Origin of the sequence: Pantoea brenneri (assembly GCF_038594305.1) — a bacterium.
GTDB classification, from domain to species: Bacteria; Pseudomonadota; Gammaproteobacteria; order Enterobacterales; family Enterobacteriaceae; genus Pantoea; species Pantoea brenneri.
Genome location: NZ_JBCGBG010000002.1, coordinates 370,086 through 386,564 on the forward strand (window position 1 = coordinate 370,086; position 16,479 = coordinate 386,564).

The following is a 16,479-nucleotide window of genomic DNA, read 5'->3' on the forward strand; positions in this document are numbered from 1 at the left end:
AAAGGGCGGTGAATTTACAGGCGGAACGGGCGGCGCAAACCCTCGCGCAACAGGTCACGGGCAAGCGGGTGAAAAGCGGGCAGTTCAGCGGGGCGGGTGCGCCCTGGCAGGCGCACCCGATAGGGTCAGGGTTTCCAGCGGCGCAGGGAGGTCTGATCTTCATACGGCAATTTTGATGGCAGTGAGATCAGTTCAATCACGCTGCCCCAGGGTGTGCGGCCATAGCAGAAGAGGTTATTTTCGCCGGTTTCGGTCGGAAACATCAGCGGCTGAGGTGCGGTAAACATTTTGCCGCCGGCCGCTTCGAACAGGCTGATAGCCTGGTTAATATCATCAACGTACACCGCGAAATGCTGTAACCCATAGTCGCTGGGACGCACCGGCTGATTCTGTTCCGGTCCTTTCATTTCGAATAGCTCAAGTCCCGGTCCGTGCTTCAGCGTCATCATCCTGACCGTGGTGATGCGGGTGCCGGGAAACAGGTTGAGAATACTTTCCGTCTCTTCGCCTTTCACGTCCTCATCAGAGGGTGAAACCGAGTCGTAAATCACTTCAGCGCCAAACGCATCCGCAAAGAAACGGGTCGCTTGATCAATATCAGACACGGTGATACCGACATGGTCCATACCGCGAATAGTCCCGACAGACATAATTTTCTCCTGTGATGTGATTAAGTGTTGAAACAGCGTGCAGAGGGGTCAATCAGTCCGGCCTGGCTGTGATGGCGGCCAGCGCCGGGGATTTATTTACCGATGGAGATAAGCCTGGTATAGAATTAAACATCGATAAACCGCCTGTAAGTCGCCACTGAGTCAACTTTATGTCTACCTTTTTCACCGCAGAGTCGCTGCGGGGCATTACTCACTTTGTCATTACGGCAAAATCGAGCAGCTTTACCGAAGCCGCTGAGCAGCTGGGCATTACTAAATCCGCGGTCGGTAAAAGCGTGGCAAGGCTTGAGGAGCGGCTGGGAACGCGCTTGTTTCACCGTTCGACCCGCAAACTGAGCCTGACCAGTGACGGCGAAGCCTATCTGGCAAGCTGTCTGTCAGCGCTGGAGATTATGGACTCGGCGGAGAACAGCCTCAGCCGACGTCAGGACAATCCGGCAGGCACGGTGCGTATCGACATGCCGGCATCTTTTGGCCGCAACCTGATGATGCCGGTGCTGCTTGATCTGATTAGCCGTTATCCGGCGCTGCGGCTGGCGCTGACCTTTAATGACCGGCTGATTGATCCGGTGGAGGAGGGCGTTGATCTGGTTTTGCGGCTGGGTGAACTGCAAAGCACCGATGAGCTGATCGCCCGTCGTCTGAGCCGTCAGCGTCTGATACTGTGCGCGTCGCCCGATTATCTCAGGCAGCATGGCACGCCCACCGACAGTGACTCACTGAAAAAACACTGCTGCATCATGGGATTCCGGCGGGGCGCCCCGCTTGCCTGGCGGTTGCGTCCTGCCGGAGAACGGGAAATAAAATACGTATCGGGAAACGCACACCAGATCAGTGACGGCGATGCAATGCTGCTGGCCTGCCTCGGCGGCGCTGGAGTGGCGCAGTTTCCGGAAGCGATGGTGAACAGCCATATTGCGGCAGGCAATCTGGTGGCGGTTATGGCCGATCATATGCCGGCCCCGGTTGAGCTGAATGTCGTATGGCCCCGCACCCGGCACCTGATACCTAAGGTCCGCATTATCGTCGATGAGCTGCTTAAAAAAGCGGGTGAAGGGGTTTTCGGCGACCTGAGGTAGAATTTTTGTCGACGCTCAGGCGATTTCAGGGCTGTTTATCAACTTTTGGCAAACTTATATTCTGACCGTCCCGCTGCTCCTGCGCTATCTGACTGGCTTCCTCACCCGGAGCCAGCGTTTCGCCGGTCGGCTCAAACGTGAATTTTACTGACAGGATAGGTGTTATGCCATTTGCTCTCTGGGCGCTGGCGATCGGTGCATTCGGTATTGGTACCACTGAATTCATCATTGCTGGCCTTTTGCCCGTTATTGCCGCCGATTTTAACGTCACGATTCCGGTTGCCGGCTATCTGGCTACCTCCTACGCGCTGGGCGTATTTGTGGGTGCGCCAGCGCTGATTATTTTCGGCTCAAAAGTCCCGCGTAAAGCGATGCTGGTCTTCCTGATGGGGCTGTTTGTGGCTGGCAATCTGGTAACGGCTTTTGCTCCGACGCTGGGCGTAGCGATTCTGGGCAGAATTATCACCTCGATGACGCACGGTGCATTCTTTGGCATCGGTTCAATTATTGCGGCTGATAGTGTGCCACCGTCGAAGCGCGTAAGAGCCATTGCCTTTATGTTTATGGGCTTAACCGTGGCAAACCTTATTGGTGTACCGGTCGGCACCTGGATTGGTCAGCACCTCTCGTGGCGGAAGGCCTTTATGGCGATTGCAGTGATCGGCATCATTACGGTGATCGGCATTGCCCGGTTGATCCCGCATCAGCCGCGACCAGAGAACCACAACTTTGCCCATGAGTTTAATGCCTTCAGAAACGTTAACGTGCTGCTCGCGATGGGCATTACCGTCTTCGGACCGGGCGCGTTTTTTACCTCCATAACCTACATCGCACCGATGATGACGGAGCTGGCGGGATACCGTGAGAGCAGCCTGACCTGGCTGATGCTGCTGTTCGGACTTGGTCTGTTTGTCGGTAATCAGTTGGGTGGCCGCTATGCTGACCGGGCGCTGATGCCGATGCTTTACGTTACGCTGGCTGCTCAGGCCATCGTGCTGATGGTGTTTAATTTCACCAGCCACAGCCAGGTGATGTCGGCAATCTGTATATTCCTGATGGCGGCCTTCGGATTCGCCACCGTTTCACCTATCCAGAAGCGGGTGATGGACAAAGCGCGGGCGGCAGGCGCACCCACGCTGGCGGCCGCGGTTAACATCGGCCTGTTCAATCTCGGCAATGCGGTTGGTGCCTGGCTGGGTGGCGCAGTGATTGCTGCCGGATTCGGTCTGCAGTCACCAAACTGGGCGGGTGCAGTGTTATCCGTGATTGCGCTGATACTGGCGGTATTATCCGGCCTGACCGATAAAACCGGTCAGGCTGTCGGGCAACATTAATGTTGCTGGCCGGTGGGCAATCAACCCGATTGGCTTACTGGCCAGAAGAGATCTTTATTGCGTGGGGCGGGGTATGGGTGACAAACAGATATCGCGTTTACCTCAGGTGCGGCTGTAGCAGGTCTCTGCTGTGCCATTTATTCCGCTTTACGCTGAAAACAGGCTGCTGAATTTTGCGCAGTATCTGCTTAACTGGATAACAATAGAAAGCCATCGCCAGCAGAGCCACGCTACCGGATGATCCGTTAACCTCCGTGAAAACCATCCGATCAAAACCATTAAGGACGTTATGCTGATAGCTCAGGTTTCGGATATTCATGCCTCATCTGAAAATGATCATCTCCAGCGATTTGAACAGGTGCTGACATGGCTGGCTCATCTGCAACCGGACATATTAGTGCTTACCGGTGACCTGACAGACGGCGGGTGGTGCGAAGGCGATAAACAGATCGCTGAACGGCTGGAACGGCAGAATTATCCTTCACTCGTCCTGCCGGGAAACTCCGACGATCGCCATCTGATGGCCATGAGATGGGGAAGTGTGGGAAGATCTGATACGCTGACGCAAGCTTTGCACTTTATCATCAAGCTGGAGGGCTGAGATTAATAGGGCTGGATTCAACCGTTGCTGGTCAGGATTATGGCAGCGTGAACGGGCATCTGGAATGGCTGGATAAACAACTCAACTATGCGGGGAATTCACCCGCGCTGCTGTTTATGCATCACCACGTCGTTGAATCTGGCATCCCGACCCTGGATGAATCGATGTGCAGAGGAATAGATTCGCTGGAAACGCTGATTAAAAACGCACCGGCCAGGCTGCTGGCGATTGCTACAGGGCATGTCCACCGGCCAGTAGCGGGCACGTTTGCCGGTATTCCAGCTTATATCTGTGGCTCCGTCTGCCCGGCCAATCCTGTGTGGTTCGGAACAGAAAACATTCCCCCGGTAGCTGAACCGCCTGCCTTAATGATTCATCGCTATGTCAACAATCGACTTACCAGCCATCATGTCTGTGTGTGACCGGCAGATTAAAACCCGGCGTTGACAGGCAAAGCGCCGGAGAAAGAAGAGAAGTTACCGGCTGATCAACCGGTCTCTCATTCCAGCGCTGGCGCATAAAAATCGCCATACAGCTGGCATGCTCGTTTAGCCGCATCAACTGCCAGACAGAGCGCAACATCCGCATCAAACCCGCGCTGTTGCAGTTCAAGCGCAGAAGCACATTCACGAAGAGGCAGCAGATCCTGTTGCAGATAACTTTGCCAGACAGCAACCGCCGCCTGAGCTTCGGGTGAGCAATCCCGGTGTCCCAGCGCAGCGATAATGCCGCCTGCTGCGGCGTAATCTTCAACAGCGGGACGAAGGCTACCGTCAGGCCACCGCTCGCCGCAAGGGATTATCAGAACACGCTTAAAACGGCGGCAGGCATTTGCAGTTGCTGAGATATTCCGTAAACAGCCGGTGAAAACCGGCTTTCCGCTCTCCCGCGCCCTGAACGAAATAGCCGAACCGTTAGGGGACGGCAGCACCAGACTTTCGCCTTCACGAATGTGTTGAATCGAAACCGGCGACAGGCTGTAACCTTCACCGCTGAATCGTCGTTCCGGACTGGCTGCCTTTGCGCCGATTTTCATCGCATACTGGCAAGCGGATGGGTCTTTCCACGGATAGGGATAAATGCGCGCGCCATTATCGACCGCCAGGCTGACGCAGGTTGAAAATGACATTACATCGATAACCACAATGCAGTCCGCTTCCGCGGCTAAGTAATCGACGGCAGACAAGCCCCACTCAAGACGAACTCCGAATCGCTGCTGGCTGAACGCTTCCATTATCTTTTCTCAGTTAGCTTACCGTTCAGCGGACTCTATCATCCCACCGTTATCCGCCTCTACCGACCGCCAGATCCTTTGTCTGCTCTGCCTGTTCGCGCCTCAATCAGCGGGTCGCTGTGCTGACTAAATCTGGTCATCGACAAAGATTTCCCATAGCGCCTCTACCGCGCGGGACATTCTCGCGGCTGGCCGAAAAAGCCGGATGTCGATCGGTATCCAGAGGGCGCTGTCTTCAGCGGCAGCAAGGCTGATCCTGCCAGCCTCAACGTCCGGGGCGGCCAGCGTTTCCGGCAGCCAGGCGATGCCATCGCCGGCTCTGACCATCGCCAGCAGCGTTGCCGCAAGATCGGCGGTAAAAGCGAACTCCATCCCACGTCTGGCACGGTTAACCTGGGATGTATTTGACAGGATCCTGCCGAGTCCGGACTCGGCTGAATACGCCAGGAAAGGAAACTTTTTCCCGCCTGATGCCTGCCAGAGTGGCTGTCGGGTATCAGGATCGCACTTTGAATACGGCAGTAAGGTTTCCCGTCCAAGCCGGACGCTGAGATATTTCGACTGGTCGAGATTGATGTGCATATGCGGATGGTAATAACAGAGCAGAAACTGCGCGTCGCCTTTTTCGATCATTCGCTCGCAGGCACTCAGGGTATCAGAGAGCAGCCGGAATGAGCCAAAGCGGGCAATTTTCTCATTATTCCGCATCAGCATCGGGAAAAAGGAAAACGACAACGAGTGGGTGGCGGAAAAGATCACGTCCGGTCTGGCTTCGCCTGCCGCGTCGATAGCTTCACTTCTCAGGGTATAGAGTGCGCGAATCAGGTCGGGGATTTGCCCGACAAAGATCTCTCCGGCACGCGTCAGGCTGACCCCACGCCGATTCCTCTCAAAAAGCGGCGTGCCCAGCCACTCTTCCAGCGAAACAATTCTGCGACTGAATGCAGGCTGTGTCACATATCGTGAAGCCGCTGCGCGTGAGAAATTGAGCGTCTGCGCCAGCGCAACGCAGTCTTCAAGCCATGCTAACTCTAAGTGATGCCTGTTTTGCATTACAGCCTGCCTCTTTGGCATTAGAACGAAGCCCGGTTACTGCTTAGGATGAATTCAGACCCCATACTGAGGCCCCTGAAAATCACGTTACTGCATTATGCCCATAAACAACCGGCATGAGCCAGCGCAGGCCGCAGGGACTTAAGCGTAATCGTATTTGACTGAAAACTGCCGGAGAAAACATGCGTATCCTCGATGTTGTAGAAATAACCAAACCTATTGCTTCCCCCATTCGTAACGCGTACATCGACTTCAGCAAAATGACGGCGAGCCTGGTCGCGGTGGTGACGGATGTTGAGGTAGACGGACGCCGGGTAGTGGGATACGGCTTTAACTCGAACGGCCGTTATGGTCAGGGTGGTCTGATCCGTGAACGTTTCCGCAATCGTATTCTGGAAGCCGAACCGGCCAGCCTGCTGAATGCCGGTGGCGACAATCTGGATCCGCATAAGATCTGGGACATCATGATGAGCAACGAGAAGCCAGGCGGCCACGGCGAGCGTTCTGTTGCGGTCGGCACGCTGGACATGGCGATCTGGGATGCGACCGCGAAAATTGCCAACAAGCCGCTTTTCCGTCTGCTGGCCGAAATGAAAGGCGTCGAGGCTAATCCGCGGGTGTTTGTCTACGCAGCGGGTGGCTATTACTATCCCGGTAAAGACCTGAGTGCACTGCGTCAGGAAATGCGCGGCTATCTCAACCGTGGCTACAACGTGGTGAAAATGAAGATCGGCGGTGCCTCAATTGATGAAGACCGCCGACGGATTGAAGCCGTTCTGGACGAGATCGGCAGTGAAGGGCGCCTTGCGGTGGATGCTAATGGTCGTTTCGATCTGGAAACCGGCATCGCCTACGCCAAAATGCTGCGTGAATATCCGCTCTTCTGGTACGAAGAGGTGGGCGATCCGCTGGATTATTCTTTGCAGGCCGCGCTGTCGGAATTCTATCCAGGTCCGATGGCGACCGGTGAAAACCTGTTCTCTCATCAGGATGCCCGCAATTTGCTGCGCTACGGCGGAATGCGTCCGGATCGCGACTATCTCCAGTTTGACTGCGCGCTCTCTTATGGCCTGGTTGAATATCTGCGCACCCTCGAGGTGCTGAAACAGTTTGGCTGGTCACCGTCGCGCTGTATCCCGCACGGCGGACATCAGATGTCTCTCAATATCGCTGCGGGTCTCGGTCTGGGAGGCAACGAAAGCTATCCGGATCTGTTCCAGCCCTACGGTGGTTTCCCGGACTCGGTGAAGGTCGAAGCGGGGCACATCATCATGCCAGAGCTGCCGGGTATCGGCTTTGAAGGTAAATCGGATTTGATTAAAGAGATGCGTGCGCTGGCGGAATAAGTTGCGGCTTACCTGATGATATAACGCCTGCTGGTTTTGCCGGCAGGCGAAGCGGGAAGTACGTCTGAAACAATCAGGTCACCTGACCCGACAACACCGTCCGCGCTGCGGTATTCCCTGCATTATCGGGAAAGCCGCAGCCGAATCACTGACCCGCTGGCGGGCATGATCTGCTGCCCGTCGCCGTTAATCACCGCTGCAACAAAGGTATTCAACCGCGGGTGAATTTTTCTTCCCCAACCGCTTCAGCGCAGCATGGCGGACAGGCCGTTCGCGCCACGCACCGTGATGGCTGAATTGCGGTGTTCTCATATCATCGACATTCAAAAAAAGGCGACGGATCTATTTTGTCGTCGCAACGAAAAAATAATAACTAATAGCTGGCTGATATTTAAACGGATCTGAATTCAGTATTTCCTCCCCCTACACCTGTTCCAGACGAGGAAGCGAATATGAATGACAATGTATTCAACGGTAATATGCCGATCGGAAAAAAACGCTGGACGATAATATTACCCGCCGTTTTTATTATGTATACCATCTCCTTTTTTGACCGCGTCAATATCGGCATGGCGCTGCCGCATATTGTTGCTGAGCTGAAACTCACGCCGGTCGAGGCGGGCTGGCTTGGTGGCGCATTCGCCTGGGGCTACGTAGCAACGCAGTTTACGGCGGGCTGGCTGGCACTGCGTTTTGGCTCCCGACGCGTCATCGGACTAAGCCTGTTTCTGTTCGGAGCATGTGCCATGGCAACCGGCCTGACGCGAAACTTAACAGAACTGATTGCGGTGCGCTTTTTCCTCGGGCTGGCGGAGGGACCGATTCAGGCGGCGACAGCGATGTTTCTCGCACAGTGGTTTATGAAGCGTGAACGTGGCCGGGCCTTTGGTATCTGGAACCTCAGCCTGGGAGCCGGTGCCTTTCTTGCCGGGCCGATTTCAGGCTGGATCCTGGCACATCATGACTGGCGAATGATGATGGTGATTGAGGGCGCACCGGCATGGCTGTTCTGCATCCTCTGGTTCTATCGCATCCCCAAAAATATTCAGTCCGCCCGCTGGCTGAGTCAGGAGGAGCAGGACGTGATTCAGGCCGATCTGGCATCCGAACAGGCTCACTACGTGAAGGAAAAATCGGACCCCTGGTGGACCATACTGCGCATTCCGGCGCTCTGGTTGATGCTGATTGGTTATTCTCTGCATAGCATGCTGGCCTACGGATTTACCCTGTGGCTGCCTACGGCGCTCAAGGGATACGGCACGCTCAGCGAATTTATGGTGGGATTTATCAGCGGCTTACCGTTTCTGATGACCATGGCTGGCATCTGGTACATAACCCGGCGATCGGACAAATTTAATCAGGAACGCCGTCTTCACGCCGCCATTCCTACCGTGCTGTGCGGCATCGCGCTGGCCGCAGCGGCCTTTGTGCCCGGCTCACTCTACTGGCTGCAGATCATGCTGTTTATGTTTGTCGGGCTCACGATGAAAATGCTGGTACCGCTGGTCTACGTGCGTCTGACCGAAATTCTGCCGACCAAAAAGGCAGTACCGGCGGTGGCCTTTGTCGGTGGCTGCAGCAATTTTATTGGCCAGTTCGGCGGGCCGCTGGTGGCAGGTTATCTGAAGCATCTGGCTGGCGGAACCGATATGACGCTTGCCTGGGCGGTGCTGGGACTGTTTTCGATCATCGGTGGTGTGCTTTTCGCCATGGCGGTGGGGCGAAACGAAAACGCCTGGGATATGAAGCCAGCTTTCCGGGCTAACCGTAGCCACTCGCTGTCAGCCCATAAATAACTCCGCCGGGTCAGCGGCAAGCTGCTTTCTTAACATTTCCGGACCGGGCCGGGCCAGGCCTGTAGCCAGCCCGGCATCAGGATAGTGGCTGCCTTCCCGACGCGTCGGTCGGGACAGCTGCATCAGGCGAAAGCGGACCGATGGCGGCCAGATCGGGACAGGATCGCTGCAGAAGATAGAATTATTCAATCCCGTTTGGTATTCATTGGGCTGACGCCATTCAAACAGTGCTGCCGAAGGAGAGAAGATGAATTTTTATCGCAGTAAGGAATTTACCGCTGCAAAAGCCTGGGATGCTCAACCTATTGCCAGCTTCGATAAGATCAGCGTCAAACTGCACTGGACCGATCAACCTTACCAGTGGCATATCAATGACGGGCAGGAAGTTTTTGCGGTTATGGCGGGTTGTGTTGAGATGTTCTACAAAGAAAACGGTGAAGTTAAAAGCAGGCAAATGAACGCCGGAGATATTTTTTATGCCAGCGAAGGCACCGAGCATGTTGCCCATCCACAAGGCGAAGCGCGCGTGCTGGTTATTGAAAAAGAAGATTCTATCTAGTCCGGTTTATCTTCACGCGCGCGTTATTGTTCCTGTCCGCTGCGGGCATTAAGCGGGCTGTCACAGGTTCTCACAACCGTTGTGCAACAGGTTAGCTGTTGAGCGATCAGACACGGTTACCAGAGTTTAACCCTGAGGCGTGCGACTGAATCTGGCAGCCAGTAAAACTGCCAGATTCTCGCCCGGCCTGGTTATCAGTCAGCCACTTTGATAACGATTTTGCCAAAAGCACCACGCGAGAGATGCTCAAAAGCCTCTACTGCCTCGTTGAAGCGGTAAACCTGTTCAATAACCGGCTTGATATTATGTTTGTTCAGGAAGGAATTCATCCGATCAAACGAGGAGCGGGGGGCAACCGCAATGCCACGGATTGTCGTCTGGCGAAAAATTAACGGCATCAAATCCAGCTGCGCCGCCTGACCTGTCAGAAACCCGACCTGAGCTATCGTTCCGGCCACTTTGGTCGCCGCAATCGACTGGTTGATGCCGTTGCCGCCGGCGACTTCCACCGTTACGTCAGCACCCTTACCCTCGGTCAGTTCCAGCACTTTGCTTTCCCATTGAGGATATTTTTTATAGTTAATTCCCTCATCCGCCCCGAGCGCTTTAATCCGATCGAGGTTGGCGTCGTTGCTGGATGTTGCAATCACACGAGCGCCGTAGGCATGCGCTATCTGAGCAGCAAAAACCGAAACGCCGCCGGTTCCCTGTACCAGAACGGTTTGTCCGGGCTGCAGGTTGCCAATATCCATCAGTGAGTACCATGCCGTCAGGGCGGCAATAGGAAGGGTAGAGGCTTCCTCATCGGTCATGTTGTCTGGCGCTTTCACGGCGCTGTCCTGATGAAGAATCATATATTCGGCCAGGCCACCGGGTAACGGCATGCCAATACACCAGGCCGGTTCATCGGCAGCCGGTTCGCCATCCAGCCAGCGGGAATAAAGATGTGAGTTAACGCGATCGCCGATGCTGAAACGGGTTACCCCTTCACCGGTTGCCACCACGGTTCCGGTCGCATCAGAGACCGGGATCAGGTTTTGAGGAACCAGATGTGGTTCATAAAAACCCTCCACGATGGCCTTGTCCCTGAAGTTCAGCGAAACCGCCCCTACTTTTATCAGCAGCTCACCCGGACCCGGAGCAGGCGTCTCAACCTCTTCGGGTTTTAAGTTTTCAAGACCAAAATCTTTTAATAACCATGCTTTCATTGCCGTCATTTCCTGTGTGTCTGTAACAGAGAGGGCAATAATAGGCAAAGCGATTGCGGCTAAAAAGCCAACAAAAAGACCTTCAGTGTTACTGCAGGAGAAACAATCCGGATGGGTTATACTCCGCACTATCACAATTTTGGTCATAAGATTGCAGCGGAGTTAAAAACAAGTGCGCCCGAACATGCTTGAGTTGATGGAGATTTTTGTTCAGGTGGTTGAGCTGCGCAGCTTTACCCGCGCCGCTGACGCTCTGCAGTTACATCGTCCTGCGGTCAGCAAGTCGGTGAAGCAACTGGAGGATACGCTGGGCATCAAACTGCTGCATCGCACCACGCGCAGTCTGAGTGTGACGGCCGAAGGAGAGGAAATTTATCTGCGTGCCAAAGCGCTCCTGACCGATGTCGGCGAAATGATGGCCTCTTATTCACCCAGTCAGCCGCCGCATGGCGAGCTTCGCATAGATGCTCCGCTGGCCCTGACGCACAGCATCCTGATACCCAGGCTGGCGGATTTTCAGGCTTTATATCCGCAGATCACCATTGTCTTAACGGCTTCAGATCGTCTGACCGATCTGATTACCGAAGGCGTTGACTGTGTCATTCGCCTCGGTGAACTTGCGGATTCAAATTTTATTTCGCGGCGTATCGGCGACCTGCAGATGGTGACCTGTGCAGCGCCGTCCTATCTGAAAACTTATGGCACCCCTATGACGCCGGATGATCTTGCCGATCATAAGGCGGTGCATTTTTTTAGTGAACACAGCCGCGATGTCCAGGACTGGAAATTTGTGGTTAACGGTGAAGTGGTTTCACGGCGTCCGCCAGACAGTCTGCGGGTTAACAATTCAGATGTGTTGTTATCCTGTGGCCTGGCAGGTCTCGGTATGCTCCAGGCACTGCGTACGGCGTTAGAGCCTTACATCGCAGCCGGCAGGCTGACGGAGGTGTTAGCGGATTACGCAACGGTGACAAAGCCGGTTTCTATTCTCTACCCTGACCGACGCTACCTGCCGCCTAAAGTCAGGGTATTCATTGACTGGCTCTCTGAGTTATTCAATCAGCGTCATCAACGTTAATAGCGAATTTACTTACCGCTAGCGGTAATATGCTGACTCACTCAGCGGACGCAAAGTGGCCTGCAGCAGTTTCATCAAGCGGGACAACCGGGCAGGCAGTGCCACGTGCAGCGCAGGTCTGGCGTTACTGGACACGGACTTCATACGGATAAGTACATGATCACACTGAGACGGACTTTTATCATCTTATCGGCGGTTTTGATAAGCCTTCCGGCTTTATCACAGGTCAATACCCGCATTGATCTGAATAGCGGTCTGAACAGCATCGATTTAAATAGCGATGGCATAGCAGACGCTGTTTTTTCCGCCACCTATGACAATAACACCTCACATCCCAGTGAAACCCTTAGCATCTTTATCAGACAGGGCGAAAACTGGTTTATCGTGCCGGTCCCGGATGACGAGGGCTTTACCTGGACAGACTTAAAACTGTCAGCCTCAGCACTCAAGGTCGGGGGAATTGAACTCCATCGCGATAAAGACAAAATTTATCTTATCAGGGCGGTCAAATATGCCGAGGGCGGCGGTGACCTTACCGATAAATCCCCGGTAAAATTTTCACGATTCAGATTAGAGGAAAATCGCAGCGATCCGGGAACGTCGGTATTTTACTGGGAGTCAGCAGGACTTTACCTCACTGAACAGAATTTTGATGACGTTGATGAAGCCTTTCAGCATCTGGAGATGGAAAAGTTCCGATGAAATACAGGACGGCAATCGGGGTTTTGCTGCTGCCACTTTGCAGTCAGGCAAGTGATGAAAAGTTATATCGTGAGCTGATACAGCAATCACTGAATCAACAGCCGCTTTGTCTTGGTGAAACGCAGTGGCCGGTTGCAATCACAGCAGGCAGCGATAGCTGGATTAATGCAAAAATGGAGGCGCTTGATGATGCGGGACTGGTTACTTCCCGGATAAAAACCGGCAAGAAAATCTGGTCGCTCACCGCTTACGGCCAGGCGTCATTCACTAAAAATCATGATTTATGCTATGGCAGGATGCGCGTAAGATCGATCAACAGTGTCTCGAAAAATAACCCCGACCTTATTGACGTGACTTTTACTTATTATATTCAGGCGCTCCCCGACTGGGCGAAAAATAAGTCAGTACGTGTTGCCAATACGGATGTTGATAATCTGGTGATGGGAGTGGATAAGGTACGTTATCAGGCTCAATTTACGCATGACAGGCAGGGCCATCTCCGGCTTGTTGGCGAACCGGAACAGCGTGATCTGCTGTATTAGCGACCGAACCTGATGTGTCGGTTTTAAACTTTTACCTGTAACCCGGCCAGACGACAGCAGCGGCATAAAACGGGTGTTGCTGCCGGTGTTTTCACGGCGAATGCGGGTGTAGTTTGACCGATTCAGCCTCAGTTCTGTTTTCAGCCGTCGCCTTCAGGCTGAACGCTATAGCAGGTACTCACGCGGGGTCGCGCCCAGAATAGCGCGGAAAGCAGCAGCAAAAGCAGCCGGGCAGGAAAAGCCCAGTTGCCAGGCGACCTGCTTGATCGGAATCCCCTGCGAGAGCAGATCTAATGAAGCACAGATCCTGGCCCGCTGTTTCCAGTGGCGAAAGCTAAAGCCGGTATCGCGGATAAACAGGCGGGAAAAGGTGCGTTCCGACAGCGTGGCAATATCCGCCAGTTCGCTTAAGGATGCCTCCCAACGCTGGGACACAATCAACGCGTTAGCCGCCCGGCAAAGACGCTCGTCACGTGGCATCGGAAGTTCCGTTGACAGATCGGTCGTTTCACTGAGAATCTCCATCAGCAGCAGCGCCATCGTCCGGTGACTTGGCCCCTGATACGCATCACTGAATAACCCGGCTATCAGTTCTTTCACCAGCGGGGTCGCCGCTATCACGTGCACAAGGCCGCTTTTTGTAAAGTTCGGACACGCCGCAATCAGGCTGCTGCTGAAGTAGAGCGTGCGCAATTCAGTCTGGGATAACAATGTATAGCTGTGTTGCTGTAACGGCGGAAGCCAGAGCGCGCGCTGCGGCGGGATCACCCAGCGATTATCTCCGGTTTCAACCAGCATCACCCCACGCGTGGCAAACAGCAGCTGGCCTTCAATATGGTAATGAGGGGGATCAACGTCTCCTCGCTCGTAACGGAGGGCAAGTCCTGACCAGCCGATTGCCTCATCGTGTTTTGGCGCTTTAGCTATTTTGTTTGGCATTTCAGATTCAGCTGCACCCTTTATGATGACCTCCACTTACCGCTGCCGGACCCGGACTTCACCGGCTGGTTCGGCAGCGGTATTCTCTGCCGCCATCCTAAATCGGATAGACCTGATCTGCAAAGAGGCGGCAGCGTCAGCCGGGTGATATGCCGTGCGATGACAACCTCGCCGTACTGAGTAAGCCTGATTTTTATTGTCTGGAGAGAGCAGAATTGCGCGTTCATTTTATCGTACATGAAGATTTTGAAGCGCCGGGAGCCTATGAAACCTGGGCCAGCCGTCGTGGCCATCACGTCACCTTTTCCCGTGTGTACGCCGGTGAACCTTTACCAGCAGATGCTGAAGCGATCGATTTGCTGATTGTGATGGGGGGACCGCAGGACCCGGCGGTGACGGTTGAAGAGTGTGCTCATTTTGATTCGAAAGGTGAGCAGGCGGTCATTGCCGCTGCGGTCCGCGCTGGCAAAGCGGTGATCGGCGTCTGCCTCGGCTCACAGTTGATTGGCGAAGCGCTTGGCGCGCCATTTGCTCACAGCCCGGAAAAAGAGATCGGTAAGTTCCCGATCACCCTGACCGAAGCGGGCTGCCAGCATGCATTGTTCTCAGATTTTGCCACTACGCTCGAGGTAGGGCACTGGCATAACGATATGCCAGGCCTGACGGCGCAGGCTGAAATCATTGCCAGCAGTGTTGGTTGCCCACGTCAGATTGTCGCTTATTCCGATTTGGTGTACGGATTCCAGTGCCACATGGAACTGACGCGCGAGCTGGTGGAACGGCTTATCGCACATTCTGAAAACGATCTGAGCCGCGCAGCCGACTATCGCTTCGTCAGCACGGCGGAGCAGCTGCGTGCCGAAGATTACCGGCAAATGAACGAGGTACTGTTCTGTTTTCTCGATAAGCTTGAAGCCCGTTACCACGCATCCAACGCGTAACAGCACGCCCGGTGGACGCCATCTCCGGGCTTTTTTAGGGTAATGCGGCGGTTACGCCCCGCAACGAATAACGATGCAGCCGGGAGCGTAAAAACTCCGCCGGCCTCTAACGCTGTGGCGCGCACCCTGGCAGCGACGATGGGCGGTCAGCGCACATCGCGGCAGCCAGCCAATCAGGCGGCGCGGACCTGCGGCATCGCGATATCCGCGCTGATGCGCTCGCCCTGCGCATCAAACACCATGCAGTGGTGCGGCTGGAAGGTTGGCCGCAGCGTCTGGTAGGGACGGAAGTGGACATCGCCAGGCAGCAGCATTTTGAAGCCGTCGTAGCCGTGGCTCTGACCAAACAGACAGGTATTGTTCCCGAGTCGTTCAACCACTTCACAATGAAAATTAATGTTGAGCGGACCATCGCCATTAATCTGTAGCTGTTCCGGTCTGATGCCCAGCGTGATGTCATCGCCTGGCTGAAGCTGGCGCACCGGGGAGGGAAGGTGCAGCCGGTGTTCGCCATCGTTAACCACCGCGATCAGGCCGCCGGGGCCGCATTGCTCAACGCGTGCTGGCAGAAAATTCATTTTCGGCGAGCCGATAAAGCCAGCCACAAAGCGGTTGATCGGATTGTAATAGAGCGCCATCGGCGACCCGACCTGTTCCACCTTGCCGTAGTTCATCACCACAATCTTATCGGCTAGCGTCATCGCCTCGGTCTGGTCGTGCGTCACATAAACCATGGTGGTTTTCAGTTCCTGATGCAGCCTGGCGATGTGCAGTCGCATATCGACACGCAGTTCGGCATCGAGGTTCGACAGCGGTTCATCGAACATAAACACCCGCGGGTTACGCACAATCGCCCGGCCGATAGCCACACGTTGACGCTGTCCACCCGACAGCTGCTTAGGTTTACGATCGAGCAGGTGAGACAGCTGCAACGTTTTCGCCACCATCTCCACCTGATGCTGAATCTGCGCTTTCGGCAGGCCGTTAACTTTCAGGCCGTAGCCGATGTTCTCCGCCACGGTCATATGCGGATAGAGCGCATAGGACTGAAACACCATCGCCACACCGCGATGCGAAGGCGCAATGTCATTCACCACCTCATCGCCAATCGAAATCTCACCGTCACTGATCTCTTCCAGCCCGGCAATCAGCCGTAACAGCGTGGATTTACCGCAGCCGGACGGACCGACGAAGACAGCAAACTCACCGGCCTCAATATCAAGCGTGATGTTTTTCAGCGTTTCTGTTTTACCAAAGCGTTTGGTGACGTTTCTCAATCTGATGCTGGACATGCTGATCCTCATGGCAAGGGTATGGCTGTTAAAATGTACGACGTATAACAGTTGGTTGATTTTCACGTCAGCCCTGATGGTGCCTGTGTTGACTATAACGTTGC

The 16,479-nt window shown here is 54.6% G+C and carries 17 protein-coding genes; 11 read left to right on the plus strand and 6 right to left on the minus strand.

The window, feature by feature from the left end:
• Positions 1–125: 125 nt before the first annotated feature.
• Positions 126–650, minus strand: a complete 525-nt coding sequence (locus AABB92_RS12485) for a VOC family protein (RefSeq protein WP_031376352.1) — start codon at positions 648–650, stop codon at positions 126–128.
• 170 nt (positions 651–820) lie between these two features.
• Between AABB92_RS12485 and AABB92_RS12490 the strand changes: the two genes are divergently transcribed.
• The 4 genes from AABB92_RS12490 to AABB92_RS12505 all read left to right on the plus strand — a co-directional run bounded on the left by AABB92_RS12490 (position 821) and on the right by AABB92_RS12505 (position 4,107).
• Positions 821–1,750 (plus strand): LysR family transcriptional regulator, encoded by a 930-nt coding sequence (locus tag AABB92_RS12490; RefSeq protein ID WP_031376353.1) that lies wholly within the window; start codon positions 821–823, stop codon positions 1,748–1,750.
• A gap of 164 nt (positions 1,751–1,914) precedes the next feature.
• Positions 1,915–3,084 carry an MFS transporter gene (locus AABB92_RS12495; protein ID WP_031376354.1) on the plus strand — a complete coding sequence of 390 codons (1,170 nt, stop codon included), beginning with the start codon at positions 1,915–1,917 and terminating at the stop codon, positions 3,082–3,084.
• A 289-nt stretch (positions 3,085–3,373) separates the two neighbouring features.
• Positions 3,374–3,685 (plus strand): metallophosphoesterase, encoded by a 312-nt coding sequence (locus AABB92_RS12500; protein WP_342557944.1) that lies wholly within the window; start codon positions 3,374–3,376, stop codon positions 3,683–3,685.
• 47 nt (positions 3,686–3,732) lie between these two features.
• A complete protein-coding gene (locus AABB92_RS12505; RefSeq protein ID WP_342557945.1) occupies positions 3,733–4,107 on the plus strand; it encodes a metallophosphoesterase family protein in 375 nt (124 codons plus the stop codon).
• Between the two features lie 77 nt (positions 4,108–4,184).
• On the opposite strand, the gene AABB92_RS12510 is transcribed toward AABB92_RS12505, so the two are convergent.
• Together AABB92_RS12510 and AABB92_RS12515 are read right to left on the minus strand one after the other, a co-directional pair.
• On the minus strand, positions 4,185–4,919 hold the full coding sequence (locus AABB92_RS12510) for a 2-phosphosulfolactate phosphatase (protein ID WP_031376355.1): 735 nt from the start codon (positions 4,917–4,919) through the stop codon (positions 4,185–4,187).
• Positions 4,920–5,045: 126 nt separating this feature from the next.
• Positions 5,046–5,972 carry a LysR family transcriptional regulator gene (locus AABB92_RS12515; protein WP_046289479.1) on the minus strand — a complete coding sequence of 309 codons (927 nt, stop codon included), beginning with the start codon at positions 5,970–5,972 and terminating at the stop codon, positions 5,046–5,048.
• Between the two features lie 182 nt (positions 5,973–6,154).
• Here AABB92_RS12515 and AABB92_RS12520 point away from each other — a divergent pair, with 182 nt between their 5' ends.
• From AABB92_RS12520 to AABB92_RS12530, 3 genes are all read left to right on the plus strand, one after another.
• Positions 6,155–7,318, plus strand: a complete 1,164-nt coding sequence (locus AABB92_RS12520; RefSeq protein WP_031376357.1) for a mandelate racemase/muconate lactonizing enzyme family protein — start codon at positions 6,155–6,157, stop codon at positions 7,316–7,318.
• Between the two features lie 452 nt (positions 7,319–7,770).
• A complete protein-coding gene (locus tag AABB92_RS12525) occupies positions 7,771–9,114 on the plus strand; it encodes an MFS transporter (RefSeq protein WP_031376358.1) in 1,344 nt (447 codons plus the stop codon).
• Positions 9,115–9,361: 247 nt separating this feature from the next.
• Complete coding sequence (locus tag AABB92_RS12530) at positions 9,362–9,673, plus strand: cupin (protein WP_031376359.1); 312 nt, start codon at positions 9,362–9,364, stop codon at positions 9,671–9,673.
• Between the two features lie 194 nt (positions 9,674–9,867).
• On the opposite strand, the gene AABB92_RS12535 is transcribed toward AABB92_RS12530, so the two are convergent.
• Positions 9,868–11,028, minus strand: coding sequence for a zinc-dependent alcohol dehydrogenase family protein (locus AABB92_RS12535; protein WP_238585869.1), 1,161 nt, complete (start codon positions 11,026–11,028; stop codon positions 9,868–9,870).
• A gap of 37 nt (positions 11,029–11,065) precedes the next feature.
• Here AABB92_RS12535 and AABB92_RS12540 point away from each other — a divergent pair, with 37 nt between their 5' ends.
• The 3 genes from AABB92_RS12540 to AABB92_RS12550 all read left to right on the plus strand — a co-directional run bounded on the left by AABB92_RS12540 (position 11,066) and on the right by AABB92_RS12550 (position 13,203).
• Positions 11,066–11,959, plus strand: coding sequence for a LysR substrate-binding domain-containing protein (locus AABB92_RS12540; RefSeq protein WP_031376361.1), 894 nt, complete (start codon positions 11,066–11,068; stop codon positions 11,957–11,959).
• Positions 11,960–12,115: 156 nt separating this feature from the next.
• Positions 12,116–12,661 (plus strand): carbapenem self-resistance protein CarG family protein, encoded by a 546-nt coding sequence (locus AABB92_RS12545; RefSeq protein WP_052720660.1) that lies wholly within the window; start codon positions 12,116–12,118, stop codon positions 12,659–12,661.
• A complete protein-coding gene (locus AABB92_RS12550; RefSeq protein ID WP_046289477.1) occupies positions 12,658–13,203 on the plus strand; it encodes a hypothetical protein in 546 nt (181 codons plus the stop codon). The genes AABB92_RS12545 and AABB92_RS12550 overlap by 4 nt, the downstream gene beginning before the upstream one ends.
• 165 nt (positions 13,204–13,368) lie before the next feature.
• On the opposite strand, the gene AABB92_RS12555 is transcribed toward AABB92_RS12550, so the two are convergent.
• Entirely contained in the window at positions 13,369–14,142 is a 774-nt protein-coding gene (locus tag AABB92_RS12555) for an AraC family transcriptional regulator (RefSeq protein WP_031376363.1), read from the minus strand.
• A gap of 215 nt (positions 14,143–14,357) precedes the next feature.
• Between AABB92_RS12555 and AABB92_RS12560 the strand changes: the two genes are divergently transcribed.
• Positions 14,358–15,083, plus strand: coding sequence for a type 1 glutamine amidotransferase (locus AABB92_RS12560; RefSeq protein WP_031376364.1), 726 nt, complete (start codon positions 14,358–14,360; stop codon positions 15,081–15,083).
• A gap of 173 nt (positions 15,084–15,256) precedes the next feature.
• Here AABB92_RS12560 and AABB92_RS12565 read toward each other — a convergent pair whose 3' ends face one another.
• Complete coding sequence (locus tag AABB92_RS12565) at positions 15,257–16,375, minus strand: ABC transporter ATP-binding protein (RefSeq protein ID WP_031376365.1); 1,119 nt, start codon at positions 16,373–16,375, stop codon at positions 15,257–15,259.
• Positions 16,376–16,479: the final 104 nt, after the last annotated feature.